Raw genomic sequence first — 17627 nt, 5'->3', positions numbered from 1 at the left:
TCCGCGGCAAATCCGGATACGGACAGCCAGGCGGCGGAGCCGGTGGCAGCGGGCGCGGTCGTGCCCGAGGCAGAGGCGCCCGCGCCCGCCGAACGCGACTGGCTCGACATGTCGGCGCTCGCCGGCGAAGCGGACGTCGAGGACGCGACGGCAAGTCCGTCGGCCTGGCGCGACCGCATCGCCCCTGCCCTGCTGATCCTGCTCGGGCTCGTCTGGACCGTTTTCGCCGCTGCGGCGGCAACCGACAGCTTCGCGCGCGCGCCGACGATGGCTGAATGGCCAGCGCTAGTCGCCACCATCGCGATGCCGCTGACCTTGCTCGCGGTGCTGTGGATGGCACTGTTGCGGTCGAGCCGATCCGAACAGGCACGTTTCGCCCGCGTCGCGACCGCGCTGCGCGACGAGAATGCGGCGCTCAACCAGTCGATGCACTCGCTCGGACTCCATCTGGCCGATGCACAGCGCCAGCTTGCCGAACAGGCGACGACCGTCCAGCAGCTCGGACTCGATACCGTCGCGCGGCTGACCGAAAGCAGCGACAAGCTGGCCACCAATGCCTCGGTGATCGCCAACGCTCACGACCAGCTCGCACGGTCGAGCGATGTCGCGATGCAGCGGATGGATGGCCTGCTCGCGGGCCTGCCGCGCATCGACGATGTCGCGCAGCGGCTCGCAGGCAATTTCCGTGAGGCGGGCCTCGTCGCGCACCAGCAGGGCGCGAGCCTCGAGGCCAAGCTCGCCGCGCTCGCCGAGGAAGCGGTCAAGGCCGCGCAGACCGGCGAAACGTCAGCGGCGACGCTGAACGACGCAATCGGATCGCTCGAAGCGCGGACCCGGCAGGCCGAAACCGACCTGCTCGCCGTATCGGCACAGGTGACCGGCGCGCATGAAACGACGCTGGCACAGATCACGCAGGTCGCGACCGCGCTGCACCACGAACTGACCTCGACCGTCGATGCAATGGGCGCGCGGCTGGGCGAGACCTGGCAGCAGTTCCGCGACGGCGTCGCGACCTCCGCCGGTCAGCTCGACGACCGGCTCGCGGTCGCACGCGATGCGAGCGACGCTATCGGCGCACGCCTGGCGGCGCATGGTGAGGCGAGCGAGCAATTGGCCGCGCAGGTCACCGGGCACGTCGCCGAAATCGGCGATCGGCTGGAGTTCCTCGACGTCAGCGTTTCGGCGAGCGCCGGCGTGATCGGACGCGCCATCGACGACACCAAGTCGCAGCTCGCGGCGTTCATGCAACAGGCCGAGGCCGGCAACGGCACCGCGCACCAGTTGATCACCCACGCCGAATCGCTGCTGCTCGCGCTCGACGCGGTGACGCGCGAACTCGACGAATCGCTGCCGCACGCGCTCGAACGCATCGCGTCGCACGGCAAGGTGACCCGCACGACGCTCGGCGACCTGCGCCCGATGCTCGAAGCCTCCGAACTTGTCGCGCAATCGACGCTGTCGCATGTCAACGCGGTGCAGGCGACGCTCGCGTCGAACGAAACCCAGATGACGGGTCATGCGGAAAGCCAGCAGGCGCTGGTCGAACGGATCAACGCGTCGCTCGCCGAGGCCGATACCGCGCTCGCCAGGCTGCGCGACGGGGCCGACCAGTTCGCCGAACAGGGCGGCGCCAGGATGATCGCGACGCTGGGCGAGGTACGCAAGACCGCCGAGTCGGCCGCAAGCCAGGCGCAGCAGACGCTCGAAGCGCTTGTGGCGCGCGCGCGCGAGGCGATGCAGTCGACCGCCACCGAGGCGATCGACGCGGCGTTCCGCACCGAGATCATGAGCCAGCTCGACGCGATCGGCGAAGCGTCCGAACGCGCGGTCGCGGCGGCGAACAACGCCACCGACCGGCTGATGCGCCAGCTGATCACGATCATGGACACCAGCGCCAATGTCGAGGCGCGCGCCGCCGAGGCCGAACAGGCGATCGCGGCGTCGGACCGCGATTCGCTGGCGAAGCAGGTCGGCCTGCTCACCGAATCGCTGAAATCGACCGCGATCGACGTCACCAAGATCCTGTCGAGCGAAGTCAGCGACACCGCATGGGACGCCTATCTCAAGGGCGACCGCGGGGTGTTCGCGCGGCGGGCGGTCAAGCTGGTCGAGAATAGCGAGGCGAAGGAAATCCTGCGCGTCTATCAGAACGACGACGCCTTCCACGCCTCGGTGAACCAGTTCATCCACGATTTCGAGGCGATGCTGCGGCTGCTGATGGGCGCGCGCGACGGGTCGGCGATCAGCGTCACCCTGCTGTCGTCGGATATCGGCAAGCTCTATGTCGCGCTGGCGCAGGCGATCGACCGGTTGCGGGGATAGAACGCGTCATTGCGAGCGAAGCGACGCAATCCAGGGCATTACCGCAAGCTCTGGATTGCCGCGTCGCCTTCAGCTCCTCGCAATGACGGGGTGATTTAAGCCCGCCCGCTCAGCACATTGGGGTCGGCCCAGCCGTTCACATAGGCCACATAATAGATGGCGAAGCAGACCGCCGCCGCGATCGTCATCTGGGCGAGGACGCGCTTCGGGCGGAAGGTCGCGGGGGCGCCGCGATCCTGCCCCGCGATCAGCGGCGCGGCCTCGTCCTCGGCCCGACGGCCGTGGAAGGGCAGCACGAAAAAGGCGCTGAACACCCAGAACAAAGTGAAGATCGCGAGCGCGGAAGTCCATTTCATGGTGCCGCTCCTTACAGGTCGACCAGCATGACGTCGACCACCGGTTTCTTGCCGGTCCAGTCGGTCGCGATGCGGCGGACGCCGAGGCGGATCGCCTCGCGCTGCTTGTCGCGATCCTTGGAGGGCGCGCGCGCCGCCATTGCGGCGGCTTCGCGCATCTCGTCCACGAACGCCTCGCGATCGTCCTCGACCGGGACGCCGCGATAGCTGACCGCGCTTTCGGTGAACTTGCCCTTGGTGAAGATCGCCGCGACGGTGATATGGCCGTTGACCGACAGCTTGCGCCGTTCGTTGATCGTCTCGCCGTCGGCGGGCAGGATGACATCGCCGTCGAGGATCAGGCGGCCCGAGTGAACGCGCTCGACGATCTTCGCCGGACCGGGCGCCAGGCGGACAAGGTCGCCATTTTCCTGGATCAGCGCGTCGGGCACGCCGCGTTCGAGCGCAAAGCGCGCCTGTTCGTGCATGTGACGGATCTCGCCATGCACGGGCACCACGAGCTTGGGGCGGAGCCAGCCATAGAGCGCGGCGAGTTCGGGCTGGCCGGGGTGGCCGCTGACATGGATATGCGCCTGCTTCTCGGTCACGGTCAGCACGTCCTTGGCGGCGAGCTGGTTCATGATCCGCCCGATCGCGACTTCGTTGCCGGGGATCTGTTTCGACGAGAAAACGACGGTGTCGCCGGCCTCGAGCTTGATCTGATGGCTGTCGGACGCCATGCGCGCGAGCGCGGCGCGCGGTTCGCCCTGCCCGCCGGTGGCGATCACCATCACCTTGTTTCGCGGCAGCCGCATCGCCTCGTCGAAATCGACCGTCGGCGGGAAATCCTTGAGATAGCCGACCGAGCGCGCGACGCCGAGGATGCGGTCGAGCGAGCGGCCCGCGACGCACAGGGTGCGCCCCGTCGCCTTGGCGACTTCGCCCAGCGTCTTGAGCCGCGCGGCGTTGGAAGCGAAGGTGGTGACGATCACCCGGCCCTTCGCCGCGCCGACCGCGGCTTGCAGGCCGTCGAACAGCCCGCCTTCGCTGCCCGACGCCTCGGGATTGAAGGCGTTGGTCGAATCGCCGACGAGCACGTCGATGCCCTCGTCGCCGAGCTTGGTGAGCGCGGCCGCCGACGACGGCTTGCCCAGCACCGGGTCGTCGTCGAGTTTCCAGTCGCCGGTGTGAAAGACGCGGCCATAGGGCGTGTCGATAACCGCCGCGCTCATCTCGAGGATCGAGTGGGCGAGCGGCACGAAGCGGATCCCGAAGGGGCCGAGCTGGAATTGGGCGTCGATGTCGACGACATGGACCTTGACCTGCTTTTCCAGCCCTTCCTCGATCAGCTTGCCCGCGATCAGCCCCGCGGTGAAGCGGTTGGCATAGAGCGGCACGCCGAGGTCGGCGGCGAGATAGGGCAAGGCGCCGATATGGTCCTCGTGCCCGTGGGTCAGGACGATGCCGAGCAGGTCCTTCTTGCGGTCCTCGATAAATTCGAGGTCGGGCATGATGATGTCGATGCCCGGATAATCATGGGTGCCGAAGGTCACGCCGAGATCGAGCATGATCCATTTGCCGTCGCAGCCGTAGAGATTGGCGTTCATGCCGATCTCGCCCGAGCCGCCGAGCGCGAGGAAAAGCAGTTCCTTGCCGGGTTTGGTCATGCCGCGTTCCGTTGATTGTACAAATGCATTAATCCATTGAGAGTGAGGTCGGGGTCGATGCGGTCGAACAGATGTGCCTGCTCGTCGAACAGGGTTGCGAGGCCGCCGGTGGCGATCACGGTGAGCGGTTTGCCGATTTCGGCCTTCAGGCGGGCGATCAGACCCTCCATCATCGAGACATAGCCCCAATAGACGCCGATCAGCATCTGGCTTTCGGTGGTGCGGCCGATGACGCTCGGGCTGGCGGGCGCCTCGATCGCGATGCGCGGGAGTTTGGCAGCGGCAGCGACCAGCGCTTCGAGCGACAGATTGACGCCCGGCGCGATGATGCCGCCGAGATAGGCGCCGTCGGGACCGATATGGTCGAGCGTCGTCGCGGTGCCGAAGCTGATGACCAGCTTGTCCTTGCCCGGCTCGAGCGCCTGCGCCGAAATCGCGTTGACCGCGCGGTCGGCACCGACCGAGCGCGGCTCGTCGACCTTGAGCGCGATGCCCCAGGTCACCGGCTCGCGGCCCGCGACGAGCGCGTCGACGCCGAAATATTTATGCGCAAGCAGCTGCAGATTGTGCAGAGCGCGCGGGACGACTGTCGAGATGATCACGGCATCGACCTGGCTGCGGTCGTGCCCCTCGATACGCAGCAACTGGTCGAGCCAGACCATATATTCGTCGGCGGTGCGGCGATCGTCGGTCGCGATGCGCCAGCGCGCAAGCAGCTCGGTTCCCCGGAACAGCGCGAATTTGGCGTTGGTGTTGCCGACATCGATCGCGAGCAGCACGGCTATTTCCCCTCTTCGAGCGGTCGGCGCAGTTCGATGTCGCCGACATGGACCAACATGGTCTCGCCGCCGTCGCGGCGCAAGCGCAGCGCACCGTCGGGAGCCAGGCCGTCGAAAACACCGTCGATCCCCTGTTCGGACACGCGCAGCGGGGTGCCGACGCGATGCGCCTGCGGCAGCCAAGCGGCAATGATGCGACCGATGCCTTCCTGTCGCCAGGTCCACAGCGCGTCGGTCATCGCGATCGCGAGCGCATCGGCGAAGCGGTCGCGATCGAGGCTGGCGCCCTTGTCGCTGAGCGTCGCGGTCGGGCGATCGGGCAGTTCGGGCGCAGCGACGAGGTTGACACCGATGCCGATCACGATGCTGTTGCCGGTGCGCTCCATCAATATGCCCGCGCATTTGGCGCCGTCGACCAGCAGGTCGTTCGGCCATTTGAGCTGTGCGCCAAGACCGGGTGCGAGCGCCGCGACGGCCTTTGCCAGCGCCACCCCGGCAACGAGCGCCAACGTCGCGGGCGACGGATCGCCGGCGGTCAGATGGACCACGGTCGAGCCCATGAAATTGCCCTGCCCGTCGTTCCACCCACGCCCCAGGCGGCCGCGACCCGCGGTCTGGCGGTCGGCGACGAGCCAATGCCCCTCGCCCACATGCTCGCCGCTGGCCAGCCGCGCCAGCAGGTCGGCGTTGGTCGAACCTGTCTCGGCGATCCGCTCTATCGGCGGAATCAGAACAGCACCGATGCGGCGCTGGCCGATGCGATGGCCAGCAGCGGAATGAAGAGATAGCCGATCACCGACAGCCACAGCGCGCTGACCGTCATCAGCACCCGTTCGACCGGCGCCGCGGGGGCCGCGAATTCGGTGTCGGAGGGATCGTCGAACACCATCGTCTTGATGACCATGATGTAATAATATGCGCCAATAACGGACGCGACGATGCCGGCGACCGCGAGCGGCACGAGGTTGGCGTTCACCGCGGCCTGGAACACCAGCAATTTGGGCCAGAAGCCGAACAGCGGCGGGATGCCAGCGAGGCTGAGCAGGAACACCGACATCGCGGCGGCAAGCCAGCCGCGCTTGCTGGCGAGGCCAGCCATCGCGGGGATGCTCTCGACGGCATTGCCGTCCGTATCGCGCAGCTGCAGCACGACGAGGAAGGCACCGAGCGTGGTCACCACGTAAACCACCAAATAGGTCAGCACGCCCTCAACCCCAGCCTGCGTTCCCGCGGCGAGACCGATCAGCATGAAGCCGACATTGTTGATCGACGAATAGGCAAGCAGGCGCTTGATATTCTTCTGCCCGATCGCGCCGACCGCGCCGAGGATGATCGAGGCGAGCGCGAGGAAGATGACGATCTGCTGCCAGGCACCGACCGCGGGGCCCATCGCGTCGATGACGACGCGCGTCATCAGTGCCATCGCCGCCACTTTCGGCGCGCTGGCAAAGAAGGCGGTGACCGGGGTCGGCGCGCCTTCATAGACGTCGGGGGTCCACATATGGAACGGCACGGCGCTGATCTTGAACGCGAGGCCCGCGAGCACGAAGACGATGCCGAAGATCAGCCCGGCGTTGAGCTGACCGCCCATCGCGGTGGCGATGCCGGCGAAATCGGTGGTGCCGCTGAATCCGTAGAGCAAGGAGATGCCATAGAGCAGCATGCCCGACGCGAGCGCGCCGAGGACGAAATATTTGAGCCCGGCCTCGCTCGACCGCTCGTCGTTGCGCATGAAGCTGGCGAGCACATAGGCGGCGAGGCTGTTGAGTTCGAGCCCGACATAGAGCGTCATCAGGTCGCGCGACGAGGCCATGATCCCCATGCCGAGCGCGGCGAACAGGATCAGCACCGGGTATTCGGCGCGCATACCGCCCGCGAAGAAACGCGGCGCGATGAGGATCGACACGGCGCTGGCGCCATAGATGATCAGCTTGGCGAACCCGCCGAACGCATCGACCGACAGCGTGCCCGAGAAGACCGAGGCGTTGACCCCGAACAGCGCGACCACCGCGACCGTCGCGGCGGCGAGCGTCAGCAGCGCGGCGAGCTGGTACAGCCCCACCTGGCGATCGCCGAGGAAGGTGCCGAGCATTAGCGTGATCAGCCCGCCGATCGTCAGGATCAGTTCGGGCCAGACGAGCATGAGATCGGCGGTCATTGGACGCCTCCCGCATGATGCGCTTCGCCGGCGGGTGCCTCACCATGGCCGGCGCTATGGTCGGCGGCGGCCTTGGGCTTGCCGGCGCTGACATGCGCGTCACCGGCGGGCTTGGCCGGGGCGAGGCGCGCGACCACGGTGGTCACGTCGCCGCGCATCGGCGCGAGGAAGCTTTCGGGATAGACGCCCATCCACAGCGCCACGGCCGCCAGCGGCACCATGATCGCCCATTCGCGGGGATTGAGATCGGGCATCGCCTTCACATCGTCCTTGGTGAGTTCGCCGAACACGATACGGCGGTAGAGATAGAGCATGTACGCGGCGCCGAGGATGATGCCGGTGGTGCAGACGAAGGCGACCCAGCTCGACGATTCATAAATGCCCGCGATGCTGAGGAATTCGCCGACGAAACCGCTGGTGCCCGGCAGGCCGATCGACGCCATGGTGAACAGCATGAAGAACAGCGCATAGGCCGGCATGTTCACCGCGAGCCCGCCGTAACGGTCGATCTCGCGCGTGTGGAGCCGGTCGTAGATCACCCCGACGCAGAAGAAGAGCGCGGCCGAGACGACGCCATGGCTGAGCATGACGATCATCGCGCCCTCGATGCCCTGCTGGTTGAAGGCGAACAGGCCCGCGGTGACGATCGCCATGTGGGCGACCGACGAATAAGCGATCAGCTTCTTCATGTCGCTTTGCACCAGCGCGACAAGGCTGGTGTAGACGACCGCGACCATCGACAGCGCGAAGACGATCCACATCAGCTGCGCCGAGGCGTCGGGGAACATCGGCATCATGAAGCGGATGAAACCGTAACCGCCCATCTTGAGCAGCACGCCCGCAAGGATCATCGAGCCCGCGGTCGGCGCCTGGACGTGCGCGTCGGGCAGCCAGGTGTGGACGGGCCACATCGGCATCTTGACCGCGAGGCTGGCGAAGAAGGCGAGCCACAGCCATGTCTGCATTTCGACCGGGAAGTCGTAATTGAGCAGGACCGGGATAGAGGTCGTGCCCGCCTCGGCGATCATCGCGATCATCGCGATCAGCATCAGCACCGATCCGAGCAGCGTGTAGAGGAAGAATTTGAACGCCGCATATTTGCGGTTCGCGCCGCCCCAGATGCCGATGATGAAATACATCGGGATCAAGCCGGCTTCGAAGAAGATGTAGAAGAGCAGCAGATCCTGCGCCGCAAAGACGCCGATCATGACGACTTCCATCGCCAGGAACATCGCCATGTAAAGGCCGACACGCTTGGTGATCGCCTCCCAGCTCGCGAGGATGCACAGCGGCATCAGGAAGGTGCTGAGCACGATCAGCAGCAGCGCGAGGCCGTCGATGCCGAGCGCCCAGTCGAAGGGTCCGAACAGGCCTTCGTGCAGTTCCTGGAACTGCCACTGCGCGCCACCGACGTCGAACTGCGCCCAGAGCAGGATGCCCAGCGCCAGATTGACCAGCGTCGCGCCGAGCGCGACCCAGCGCGCCGACTTGTCGCCGACGAAAACACAGGCGATGGCAGCGGCCGCAGGGACCGCCAGCATCAGCGAAAGAATGGGAAAGCCGCTCACAGGAACTTCACCATGGCCCAGCTGGCCAGACCGACGAGGCCGAGCAGCATCACGAACGCATATCCATAAACATAACCCGATTGCAGCCGCACTGCGAGCCGCGTGCCGCCCTGGACGAGCGCCGCCGCGCCATCGGGACCGAAACGGTCGATGGTCTGTTCATCGCCGCGCTTCCAGAAGAAGCGGCCGATCGCGAACGCGGGCTTGACGAAGACGATGTCGTACAGCTCGTCGAAATACCATTTGCGGTAGAGGAAATTGTGCAGCAGCCCGAACTGCGCGACGAAGCGCGCGGGCAGACTGGTGTTGCGGATATAGCTGTTCCACGCGAGGAACAGCCCGATCGCCATCACCGTAAACGGCGTCCATTTCACCCACAGAGGCACTTCGTGCGCGGCGTGCATCAGATGCGCGTCGAACGCCAGCATGCTGCCCTGCCAGAAGGCGGTGCCTTCTTCGGGATAGATGAACTGGTGGTGGAAGGCGATGCCGGCGAACACGGCGCCGATCGACAGCAGGATGAGCGGGATCAGCATCGTGATCGGGCTTTCGTGCGGGTGATAACCCGCGGTGCCGTCGCCCGAAACGCCATGGTGCGCGTCGTGATGATGATCGTCATGCGCATGATCGTCATGGCCGTGGCCATGCGCGTCATGAACCGCATGCTGGATATGCTCGCTCTGCTCCCAGCGCGCCTTGCCATAGAAGGTCAGGAAGACGAGGCGCCACGAGTAGAAGCTGGTGAGGAACGCCACGAAGATGCCGACCCAGAAAGCCACCACGCCGCCGCCACCGCTGGCGAATGCCGCCTCGAGGATGCCGTCCTTCGAATAGAAGCCGGCGAAACCCGCGACGCCCGCGATGCCGACGCCGGTGATCGCCAGCGTGCCGAGCATCATCGCCCAATAGGTGATCGGGATCTGTTTCCGCAGATTGCCGTAATAGCGCATGTCCTGTTCATGGTGCATCGCGTGGATCACCGAACCGGCGCCAAGGAACAGCAAAGCCTTGAAGAAGGCGTGGGTGAACAGGTGGAACATCGCGGCGCCATAAGCGCCGGCGCCGGCGGCGAAGAACATGTAGCCGAGCTGCGAACAGGTCGAATAGGCGATGACGCGCTTGATGTCCCACTGGGTCGTCGCGACGGTCGCGGCGAAGAAGCAGGTCGCGGCGCCGACGAACATGACGACGCCCTGCGCCACCGGCGCGGTCTCGAACATCGGTGACAGGCGGCAGACCATGAAGACGCCCGCGGTGACCATCGTCGCGGCGTGGATCAGCGCCGACACCGGGGTCGGCCCTTCCATCGCGTCGGGCAGCCAGGTGTGGAGGCCAAGCTGCGCCGACTTGCCCATCGCGCCGATGAACAGCAGCAGGCAGAGGATCGTCATCGTGTCGAGGCGCATGCCGAGGAAGGTGATGCTGCTGCCCGCCATGCCCGGCGCGGCATTGAGGATGTCGGGGATCGAAACGGTGCCGAACACCAGGAAGGTGCCGAAAATGCCGAGCATGAAGCCGAGGTCGCCGACGCGGTTGACGACGAACGCCTTGATCGCCGCGGCATTGGCGCTGGGCTTCTTGTACCAGAAACCGATGAGCAGATAGGAAGCGAGACCGACACCTTCCCAGCCGAAGAACATCTGGACAAGGTTGTTCGCGGTCACCAGCATCAGCATCGCGAAGGTGAAGAGCGAGAGATAGGCGAAGAAGCGCGGCTGGTCCGGATCCTCCTCCATATAGCCCCAGCTATAGAGGTGGACGAGCGCCGAGACCGTCGTGATGACGACGAGCATCACCGCGGTCAGCGTGTCGACGCGCAATTCCCAGTTGAACTGGAGCGCGCCCGAACTGACCCAGTGCAGCACGGTGACAACCTCGGCCGTGCCATTGCCCCACACGAAGGACAGGAAGATCGGCCAGCTCAAGGCGCAGCTGGCGAACAGCGCACCCGTGGTGATCAGCTTGGCCGCGAACGGGCCGATGGCGCGCTGGCCGAGGCCTGCGACAAGCGCCGCGAGCAGCGGCAGGAATACGATCGCCTGAATCACCGGCTTACCCCTTCATCCGGTTGGCGTCATCGACCGCAATGGTGCCGCGGCCGCGGAAATAGATCACGAGAATGGCGAGCCCGATCGCGGCCTCGCCGGCGGCGACGGTCAGCACGAACATCGCGAACACCTGTCCGACGAGATCGCCGAGCGCGGCGCTGAACGCGACGAGGTTGATGTTCACCGCGAGCAGGATCAGCTCGATCGCCATCAGGATGACGATGATATTTTTGCGGTTGATGAAGATGCCGAGCACGCCGAGCGTGAACAGCACGGCACTGACCGCGAGATAATGGCCAACCGAGATCACAGCTCAACCCCCTGCCCGACGCCCGGGTCGACGAGGCGCGTGGCATCCTCGGGACGGCGCTGGTTCTGCAACGAAATATTTTGGGTGCGCGCGCCGCCGCGCTGGCGGTGGGTCAGCACGATCGCACCGATCATCGCCACCAGCAGCACGATGCCCGCCGCCTCGAACAGGAAGATATACTTCGTGTAGAGCAGTTCGCCGATCTGCTGGATATTGCTCTTGTCGGCGACCGCGGGCGCGGCGCGCGCCGCGAGATCGATCCCACCCGCGCTCCACGCGCCGACCGCGAAGATCAGTTCGGCGGCGAGGATGATCGCGACGAGCGCGCCGAGCGGCAGATAGCGCACGAAGCCCGCGCGCAACTCGGCGAAATCGATGTCGAGCATCATCACGACGAACAGGAACAGCACGGCGACCGCGCCGACATAGACGATGACGAGCAGCATCGCGATGAACTCGGCCCCCGCGAGCAGCATCAGTCCCGCCGCGTTGAAGAAGGCGAGGATCAGCCACATCACGCTGTGGACCGGATTGCGCGCGAAAATCACCATCGCGGCGGACGCGATGACGAGCGTGGCGAACAGATAGAAGGCGAAGAGCTGGATCATGTGCGCGCGCCCTTACCGGTAGGGCGCGTCGGCGGCAAGATTCGCCGCGATCGCGCGTTCCCATTTGTCGCCATTGGCGAGCAGCTTGGCCTTGTCATAGAGCAGTTCCTCGCGCGTTTCCGTCGCGAATTCGAAGTTCGGCCCCTCGACCACCGCATCGACCGGGCACGCTTCCTGGCAGAAGCCGCAGTAAATGCACTTGGTCATGTCGATGTCGTAGCGCGTCGTGCGGCGCGATCCGTCGTCGCGCGGCTCGGCCTCGATCGTGATCGCCTGCGCCGGGCACACCGCTTCGCACAGCTTGCACGCGATGCAGCGTTCCTCGCCGTTCGGATAACGACGCAGCGCATGCTCGCCGCGGAAGCGCGGCGACAGCGGGTTCTTCTCGAACGGATAGTTGATCGTCGCCTTGGGCTTGAAGAAATATTTGAGCGTGAGGGCGTGCGCCTTCACGAACTCCCACAAGGTGAAGCTTTTGACGAGATGGGCGATGGTGGTCACGACACTGCCGCTCCTGAACTTACGAAATCACTGCAAATGCCGGAGAGCCACTCTTTCGAAGGGCTGCCCTTGCCCGTGTAGTCATAGAATTCGACACGCGCTGAAATCGACTGACCGTCATTGCTACTGCTGAACCACATGGCTCCGTTGAAACTCCTGGGCGATCCGACGCCGTCAAATGACAACATGCCGAAAACGCTCGTGGGTGGCGGCAAGGGTAGGCCCGGATGCTTTTCCACCGACAATTTTTTTGGCCAAAGATAATCGTCGCGCGGATCAATCGGAAAGGGACCGTTCCAATCACCCGCCAAAAACGAGAAACGGCTCACCCATCCAGCGGATGACGCCACCTGACAATCTTTCGAGTCCGAAAGTCGACCGTCGATAATGGCGTCATGGGACGGCGTTGCTCCGCGCCTCGCCGCCACAGCAGTGGCATATTTCGACAGACCGGGATTTGATTGCGAGGGACAGCTTCCTGAAAAAACTGGCAGCCCTTTGTGCCGTCCACCGCCTCCCCGATAAATCTCAACATTATAGGTTTGGTCGATTGGTGTGAATTCGACAACAAGACCGTCTGAACGAGGTTGCGCCTGCCGGTACCTGCCCGACGTCGCTGTGAGATTGAATTGATCTCCAAACGGCCATTCACGACCAGCATAAGGAGCAACTACCACTTCGCCATCGGAATTCTGAGCGATTGCCACCACCACCACAGATTGTGACGGCCCGACAAGCAGGCACGGTGACGGACCCGCCGCAGCGGCAAGAGCGACAGATGCGAGGATGCTCACGCCCCATACCTCGTCAGCATCAGCCAGCCAGAGATCAGGAAGATCCAGATCAGCGAGATCGGCAGGAAGACTTTCCAGCCCAGCCGCATCAGCTGGTCGTAGCGGTAGCGCGGGACGGTCGCCTTCACCCAGCTGAACACGAAGAAGAAGAACAGGATCTTGCCGAACAGCCACACCCAGCCCGGAATGTCGAACCAGGGGATCAGGTCGATGTTGAGCGGCGGCAGCCAGCCGCCCCAGAACAGCACCGCGTTGAGCGTGCACATCAGCAGGACGTTGGCATATTCGCCGAGCCAGAAGAGCGCGAAGGCCATCGACGAATATTCGGTCTGATAGCCCGCGACGAGTTCCGATTCCGCTTCGGTGAGATCGAACGGCGCGCGCGCGGTTTCGGCGAGTGACGAGATCAGGAACATCACCGCGAGCGGGAAGAGCAGCAGGTTGAAGCCGAAGGCGTTGACGATGCCGAGCCCGAAACCTTCCTGCGCCTTGATGATCTCGTTCAGGTTGAAGCTGTCGGCATAGAGCACGACCCCGATCAGGATGAACCCGATCGAGACTTCATAGCTGATCATCTGCGCCGAGGCGCGCATCGCGGAAAAGAAAGGATATTTCGAGTTCGACGCCCAGCCCGACAGGATCACGCCGTAAACGCCGAGCGACGAGATTGCGAGGATGTAGAGCAGCCCGACGTTGATGTCGGCGAGTATCGCGCCCGCATTGAACGGGATCACCGCCCACGCCATCAGCGCCACCGTGAAGGTGATGATCGGCGCGATCAGGAACAGCCCGCGGTTGGCACCGGTCGGGATAATCGTTTCCTGCAGGAAGACTTTCAGACCGTCGGCGAACGACTGGAGCAGGCCAAAGGGGCCGACGACGTTCGGGCCGCGGCGCAGCGCGATCGCCGCCCAGATCTTGCGGTCGGCATAGATGATCATCGCGACGCTGAGCATCAGCGGCAGCGCGATCAGCAGGATGCCGGCGATCGTCGCGACGCCCCATGCCCAGGTCGGGTCCATGCCCCACGAGATGAAGGTATCGGTCATTTCTTCGCGCCGTCCTGGTTTTTCCAACCATTATGCGGTCCGGGCTTTTCGCTCTTGGGCGCGTTGAAACCGCGCCAGACGGCGTAGCCCATGCCGACGAGCAGCGTGCTGGCGATGATATGCACCGGGGTCATTCCGCGGCCTCCGCAAAAGTGACGCCATGGACCAGCTCTTCCGAGCAGCGCTGCATCGTCGGCGACGCGCGGCAGATGGCGTTGGTGAGATAGAAATCCTTGACCGGCGACGGGATCGCACGGGCCTCGGGCTTGGTCGGCAGCTTGGGCGCCGTCCATCCGTAATCGGCAAGTCCCTCGACTCCCAGCGCAGGCACCGCGGCGATCATCGCGGCGCGGCATTCGGCAAAGCTGTCGAAGCCGATATTGACGCCGAGCGCGTCAGCCAAAGCCCTGAAAATGCTCCAGTCCTCGCGCGCATCGCCGGGGGCGAACACCGCCTTGTCGCTGCGCTGGACCCGGCCCTCGGTGTTGACCGTGGTGAAGTCCTTTTCGGTCCATGCCGCAGCGGGCAGGATGATATCGGCGGCGTGCGCGCCCTTGTCGCCATGATGGCCGACATAGACTTTCAGCGTGTCGGCGAAGGCGGTGAAATCGACCTCGTCGGCGCCGAGGAAGAAGGCGAGCTTCGGCTTCGCCGCGATCACGTCCTTGATTCCGCCGGGCAGGCCGTAGCCGAGCATCAGCGCGCCCATGCGCGCGGCCGAGAAATGCACGACGTTGAAGCCGTTCCAGCCGTCCTTGACCGCATCCACCGCCTTGGCGAGCGCGAGGCCGGCGCCGTGAACGCCGGGCACCGAGAGCGCGCCGCCGCCGAAGATCAGCATCGGCCGTTCGGCGCCCTTCAGCGCGTCGGTGACAGGCTTCGGCAGCTTCGCGACCAGCGAGGCGTCGTCGCCGAGCCATTCAGTCTTGTAGGTGAGATCGGTTTCGGGGCCGATCGCGAAGACCTTGGCGCCCTTTTTCCACACCGCCTTGCGGACGCGGGTGTTGATCAGCGGCGCTTCCCAGCGCAGGTTCGTGCCGACGAGCAGGATCACGTCGGCATTCTCCGCCTCGGCGATCGTGGTGTTGAAATTGACCGCCGACAGGCTGGTAACGTCGTAATCGAGCCCGGTCTGGCGCCCTTCGAGCAGGGTGCCGCCGAGCGCATTGACCAGCGATTTCGCCGCGAACATCGTCTCGCAATCGGCGAGGTCGCCCGCGATCGCGGCGACCGACGATCCGGCGTTGACCGCCTTGATCGCCGCGAACGCCTCGGCCCAGCTGGCGGGCTGGAGCGCGCCATTCACCCGAACATAAGGCTGATCGAGGCGCCGGCGGACGAGGCCGTCGACATGGTGGCGCGTCTTGTCGTTCGCCCATTCCTCGTTCACATCGTCGTTCACCCGCGGCAAAACCCGCAGCACCTGGCGCCCGCGGGCGTCGATGCGGACATTGGTGCCGACCGCGTCCATCATGTCGATGCCGAGCGTCTTGGTCAGCTCCCACGGACGCGCCTCGAACGCATAGGGCTTGCTGGTGAGCGCACCGACCGGGCAGAGGTCGACGACATTGCCCGACAGCTCGCTCTGCACCGCATTTTCGAGGTAGCTGGTGATCTGCATATTCTCGCCGCGATAGATCGCGCCGATATCCTCGACCCCCGCGACTTCCTCCGCAAAGCGGACGCAGCGCGTGCACTGGATGCAGCGGGTCATCACCGTCTTGACGATCGGACCCATATATTTTTCGGTGACCGCGCGCTTGTTCTCGTCATAGCGCGTCGCGCCGCGGCCATAGGCAACCGACTGATCCTGCAAGTCGCATTCGCCGCCCTGATCGCAGATCGGGCAGTCGAGCGGGTGGTTGATGAGCAGGAACTCCATCACCCCTTCGCGCGCCTTCTTGACCATCGGGCTGTCGGTCTTGATCACCTGCCCTTCGGCAGCGGGCAGCGCGCAGCTGGCCTGCGGCTTCGGCGGGCCGGGCGCGACCTCGACGAGGCACATGCGGCAATTGCCGGCGATCGACAGGCGTTCGTGATAGCAAAAGCGCGGGATTTCCTTCCCCGCCAGCTCGCACGCCTGCAGGACGGTTGCGCCCTGCGGGACGTCGATTTCGGTGCCATCTACGGTTACTTTAGGCATGAATCAGCTTTCCTGAGCCTTGAGCAGGCGGAAACTTGCGGTGGCGACGATCGAGCGGAGGCCGGCGACGCTCGTTTCGAGCTTCACGTCCTGCGCACAGAGTTTGACGACGGGCAGCAATTTGGTCGCGGCCTGCGTTTCGCCGTCGGATCCGACCTCGGTCGCGAACAGCGCGGCGACTTCGTCGGGGGTCGAGCGTGCGACGCACATCGCGACCTTGTCCGAGGGGGCATAGGTCGCGGCTTCCTTGCCGGTCGCGGCCTTGGCGAGCCGCGCCTTGAGCGGCGTAGCGTCGCGCGCCATCATCGCCTCGGCGAGCGCCGCGGCGAAAGGCAGGTTCTGCCCGCGCAGCCGCTCGCCGCGCGTGCCGACCTGCCGCGCGCATAGCTCGTTCGCGCGGACGAGGTTGCGCAGACCGTTGCCGTAGGAGGTCTGGCGAAAATCCTGCGTCAGCAGGTCGGCGACCTTATCGGGTCTTTTTTCGGCGACGCACACGGCATAGCGCGCGAGCGTCTGGCGCGCATCGGGATCGGCCTTGCTGATCGCGCCATTCTGCTCGCGCTCGGGGTCGGGCCACGGCGCCGGCGTATTGTCGACTTGCGGCGCCCGTTCGGGCGCCTGCGCTGCAGCAAGAAGGGCGAATGCAAGCGCGATCATTGCGTAGCTCCCACTTCGACAACCGGTTGAGAACGATGGAAGATCGGCTCGGCGACCGCGTAGCGCAGCACTTCGGGCGTGATCTCGATTTCCTGCCCTGCGACGACGCAATGCGACAGATGAGGGATAAGCTTGCGCATCGCCGGCCCCTGCCCGCCCTTGCCCGGTTCGGACAGGACCAGTTCGATCGCGCCCGCGCTCTCGCGGTTGACCAGGCAATCGCCCATCTCGAACAGCGCGAGCAGCGGCGCATCGAGCGACGCGTCGTCGGGCAGCGCGTCGAGCGCGGCGGCGAACCAGGGCTTCTCGCTCGCCCGCACCGATGCCGCCCCGTTGCTGTCCGCGATCTGCCGGCGCGCCATCGCCACGCCGAGCGAGGGCCGCAGCGCACGCCCGGTGAATTCAAGCTTCTTCCCATCGAGCACGAACCGTTCGTCGTCCATGCAGGTACCGAGCGGCCCCTCGCTGCGCAGCATCACGCGATGCTCAGCCTCTGTCCCGGGCAATGTATCGAGTATCTCGCGCGAGATCTGGTTGCGCCGCTCCGCCATGCAAGCGGTGACAAGCGCGATGGTTTCGCTCGTATCATATTTGGTCGCGGTCTTGCCGATACGCGTGCCGGTACGCTGCGCCGACGCGTCGGTCGGCACAGTCGCTGCGGCCATCACTGCAAGGGCAAAGATCGGCG

At 65.2% G+C, this 17627-nt stretch carries 17 protein-coding genes; 1 reads left to right on the top strand and 16 read right to left on the bottom strand.

Annotated elements, in window-relative coordinates; all coding sequences use genetic code 11:
• Positions 1-42 precede the first annotated feature (42 nt).
• Positions 43-2322 carry a hypothetical protein gene (locus EEB18_RS18325; protein ID WP_262407997.1) on the top strand — a complete coding sequence of 760 codons (2280 nt, stop codon included), beginning with the start codon at positions 43-45 and terminating at the stop codon, positions 2320-2322.
• Between the two features lie 95 nt (positions 2323-2417).
• On the opposite strand, the gene EEB18_RS18320 is transcribed toward EEB18_RS18325, so the two are convergent.
• From EEB18_RS18320 to EEB18_RS18245, 16 genes are read right to left on the bottom strand one after another with little or no spacing between them, the layout of a single operon-like run.
• Positions 2418-2678, bottom strand: coding sequence for a DUF1467 family protein (locus EEB18_RS18320; protein ID WP_187140200.1), 261 nt, complete (start codon positions 2676-2678; stop codon positions 2418-2420).
• Positions 2679-2689: 11 nt separating this feature from the next.
• On the bottom strand, positions 2690-4324 hold the full coding sequence (locus EEB18_RS18315; RefSeq protein WP_187140201.1) for a ribonuclease J: 1635 nt from the start codon (positions 4322-4324) through the stop codon (positions 2690-2692).
• Entirely contained in the window at positions 4321-5103 is a 783-nt protein-coding gene (locus EEB18_RS18310) for a type III pantothenate kinase (protein ID WP_056351317.1), read from the bottom strand. Before EEB18_RS18310 ends, EEB18_RS18315 begins: the two co-directional genes overlap by 4 nt.
• 2 nt (positions 5104-5105) lie before the next feature.
• Entirely contained in the window at positions 5106-5909 is an 804-nt protein-coding gene (locus EEB18_RS18305; RefSeq protein WP_187140202.1) for a biotin--[acetyl-CoA-carboxylase] ligase, read from the bottom strand.
• On the bottom strand, positions 5831-7261 hold the full coding sequence (gene nuoN, locus EEB18_RS18300) for an NADH-quinone oxidoreductase subunit NuoN (protein ID WP_056351314.1): 1431 nt from the start codon (positions 7259-7261) through the stop codon (positions 5831-5833). The genes EEB18_RS18305 and nuoN overlap by 79 nt, the downstream gene beginning before the upstream one ends.
• A complete protein-coding gene (locus EEB18_RS18295) occupies positions 7258-8829 on the bottom strand; it encodes an NADH-quinone oxidoreductase subunit M (protein WP_187140203.1) in 1572 nt (523 codons plus the stop codon). The genes nuoN and EEB18_RS18295 overlap by 4 nt, the downstream gene beginning before the upstream one ends.
• Positions 8826-10877 carry an NADH-quinone oxidoreductase subunit L gene (gene nuoL, locus EEB18_RS18290; protein ID WP_187140204.1) on the bottom strand — a complete coding sequence of 684 codons (2052 nt, stop codon included), beginning with the start codon at positions 10875-10877 and terminating at the stop codon, positions 8826-8828. Before nuoL ends, EEB18_RS18295 begins: the two co-directional genes overlap by 4 nt.
• 4 nt (positions 10878-10881) lie before the next feature.
• Complete coding sequence (gene nuoK, locus EEB18_RS18285; RefSeq protein WP_053554267.1) at positions 10882-11187, bottom strand: NADH-quinone oxidoreductase subunit NuoK; 306 nt, start codon at positions 11185-11187, stop codon at positions 10882-10884.
• Positions 11184-11795, bottom strand: coding sequence for an NADH-quinone oxidoreductase subunit J (locus EEB18_RS18280; RefSeq protein WP_056351307.1), 612 nt, complete (start codon positions 11793-11795; stop codon positions 11184-11186). Before EEB18_RS18280 ends, nuoK begins: the two co-directional genes overlap by 4 nt.
• Positions 11796-11807: 12 nt before the next feature.
• On the bottom strand, positions 11808-12296 hold the full coding sequence (nuoI, locus tag EEB18_RS18275; RefSeq protein ID WP_137887995.1) for an NADH-quinone oxidoreductase subunit NuoI: 489 nt from the start codon (positions 12294-12296) through the stop codon (positions 11808-11810).
• The gene (locus EEB18_RS18270; RefSeq protein ID WP_187140205.1) at positions 12293-13090 is read right to left on the bottom strand and encodes a hypothetical protein; all 798 of its coding nucleotides are present in this window, start codon (positions 13088-13090) and stop codon (positions 12293-12295) included. The genes nuoI and EEB18_RS18270 overlap by 4 nt, the downstream gene beginning before the upstream one ends.
• A complete protein-coding gene (gene nuoH, locus EEB18_RS18265; RefSeq protein ID WP_187140206.1) occupies positions 13087-14139 on the bottom strand; it encodes an NADH-quinone oxidoreductase subunit NuoH in 1053 nt (350 codons plus the stop codon). Before nuoH ends, EEB18_RS18270 begins: the two co-directional genes overlap by 4 nt.
• Entirely contained in the window at positions 14136-14273 is a 138-nt protein-coding gene (locus EEB18_RS18260) for a hypothetical protein (protein WP_156377816.1), read from the bottom strand. The genes nuoH and EEB18_RS18260 overlap by 4 nt, the downstream gene beginning before the upstream one ends.
• The gene (gene nuoG, locus EEB18_RS18255) at positions 14270-16282 is read right to left on the bottom strand and encodes an NADH-quinone oxidoreductase subunit NuoG (protein ID WP_187140207.1); all 2013 of its coding nucleotides are present in this window, start codon (positions 16280-16282) and stop codon (positions 14270-14272) included. The genes EEB18_RS18260 and nuoG overlap by 4 nt, the downstream gene beginning before the upstream one ends.
• 3 nt (positions 16283-16285) lie before the next feature.
• Complete coding sequence (locus EEB18_RS18250; RefSeq protein ID WP_187140208.1) at positions 16286-16939, bottom strand: hypothetical protein; 654 nt, start codon at positions 16937-16939, stop codon at positions 16286-16288.
• Positions 16936-17604 carry a hypothetical protein gene (locus tag EEB18_RS18245; protein WP_187669022.1) on the bottom strand — a complete coding sequence of 223 codons (669 nt, stop codon included), beginning with the start codon at positions 17602-17604 and terminating at the stop codon, positions 16936-16938. Before EEB18_RS18245 ends, EEB18_RS18250 begins: the two co-directional genes overlap by 4 nt.
• Positions 17605-17627: the final 23 nt, after the last annotated feature.

This window comes from Sphingopyxis sp. OPL5 (assembly GCF_003797775.2).
GTDB lineage: Bacteria > Pseudomonadota > Alphaproteobacteria > Sphingomonadales > Sphingomonadaceae > Sphingopyxis.
Note: the sequence above shows the minus strand (reverse complement) of the source record. Positions and strands in the feature narration are given on the sequence as shown.

Excerpts from the sequence above, each read along its gene's own strand:
- nuoN (WP_056351314.1), bottom strand. The coding sequence starts at position 7,261 with ATGACCGCCGATCTCATGCTCGTCTGGCCCGAACTGATCCTGACGATC.
- EEB18_RS18250 (WP_187140208.1), bottom strand. The coding sequence starts at position 16,939 with ATGATCGCGCTTGCATTCGCCCTTCTTGCTGCAGCGCAGGCGCCCGAA.
- EEB18_RS18315 (WP_187140201.1), bottom strand. The coding sequence starts at position 4,324 with ATGACCAAACCCGGCAAGGAACTGCTTTTCCTCGCGCTCGGCGGCTCG.
- nuoG (WP_187140207.1), bottom strand. The coding sequence starts at position 16,282 with ATGCCTAAAGTAACCGTAGATGGCACCGAAATCGACGTCCCGCAGGGC.
- nuoH (WP_187140206.1), bottom strand. The coding sequence starts at position 14,139 with ATGACCGATACCTTCATCTCGTGGGGCATGGACCCGACCTGGGCATGG.
- EEB18_RS18280 (WP_056351307.1), bottom strand. The coding sequence starts at position 11,795 with ATGATCCAGCTCTTCGCCTTCTATCTGTTCGCCACGCTCGTCATCGCG.
- EEB18_RS18320 (WP_187140200.1), bottom strand. The coding sequence starts at position 2,678 with ATGAAATGGACTTCCGCGCTCGCGATCTTCACTTTGTTCTGGGTGTTC.
- EEB18_RS18260 (WP_156377816.1), bottom strand. The coding sequence starts at position 14,273 with ATGACCCCGGTGCATATCATCGCCAGCACGCTGCTCGTCGGCATGGGC.
- EEB18_RS18245 (WP_187669022.1), bottom strand. The coding sequence starts at position 17,604 with ATGGCCGCAGCGACTGTGCCGACCGACGCGTCGGCGCAGCGTACCGGC.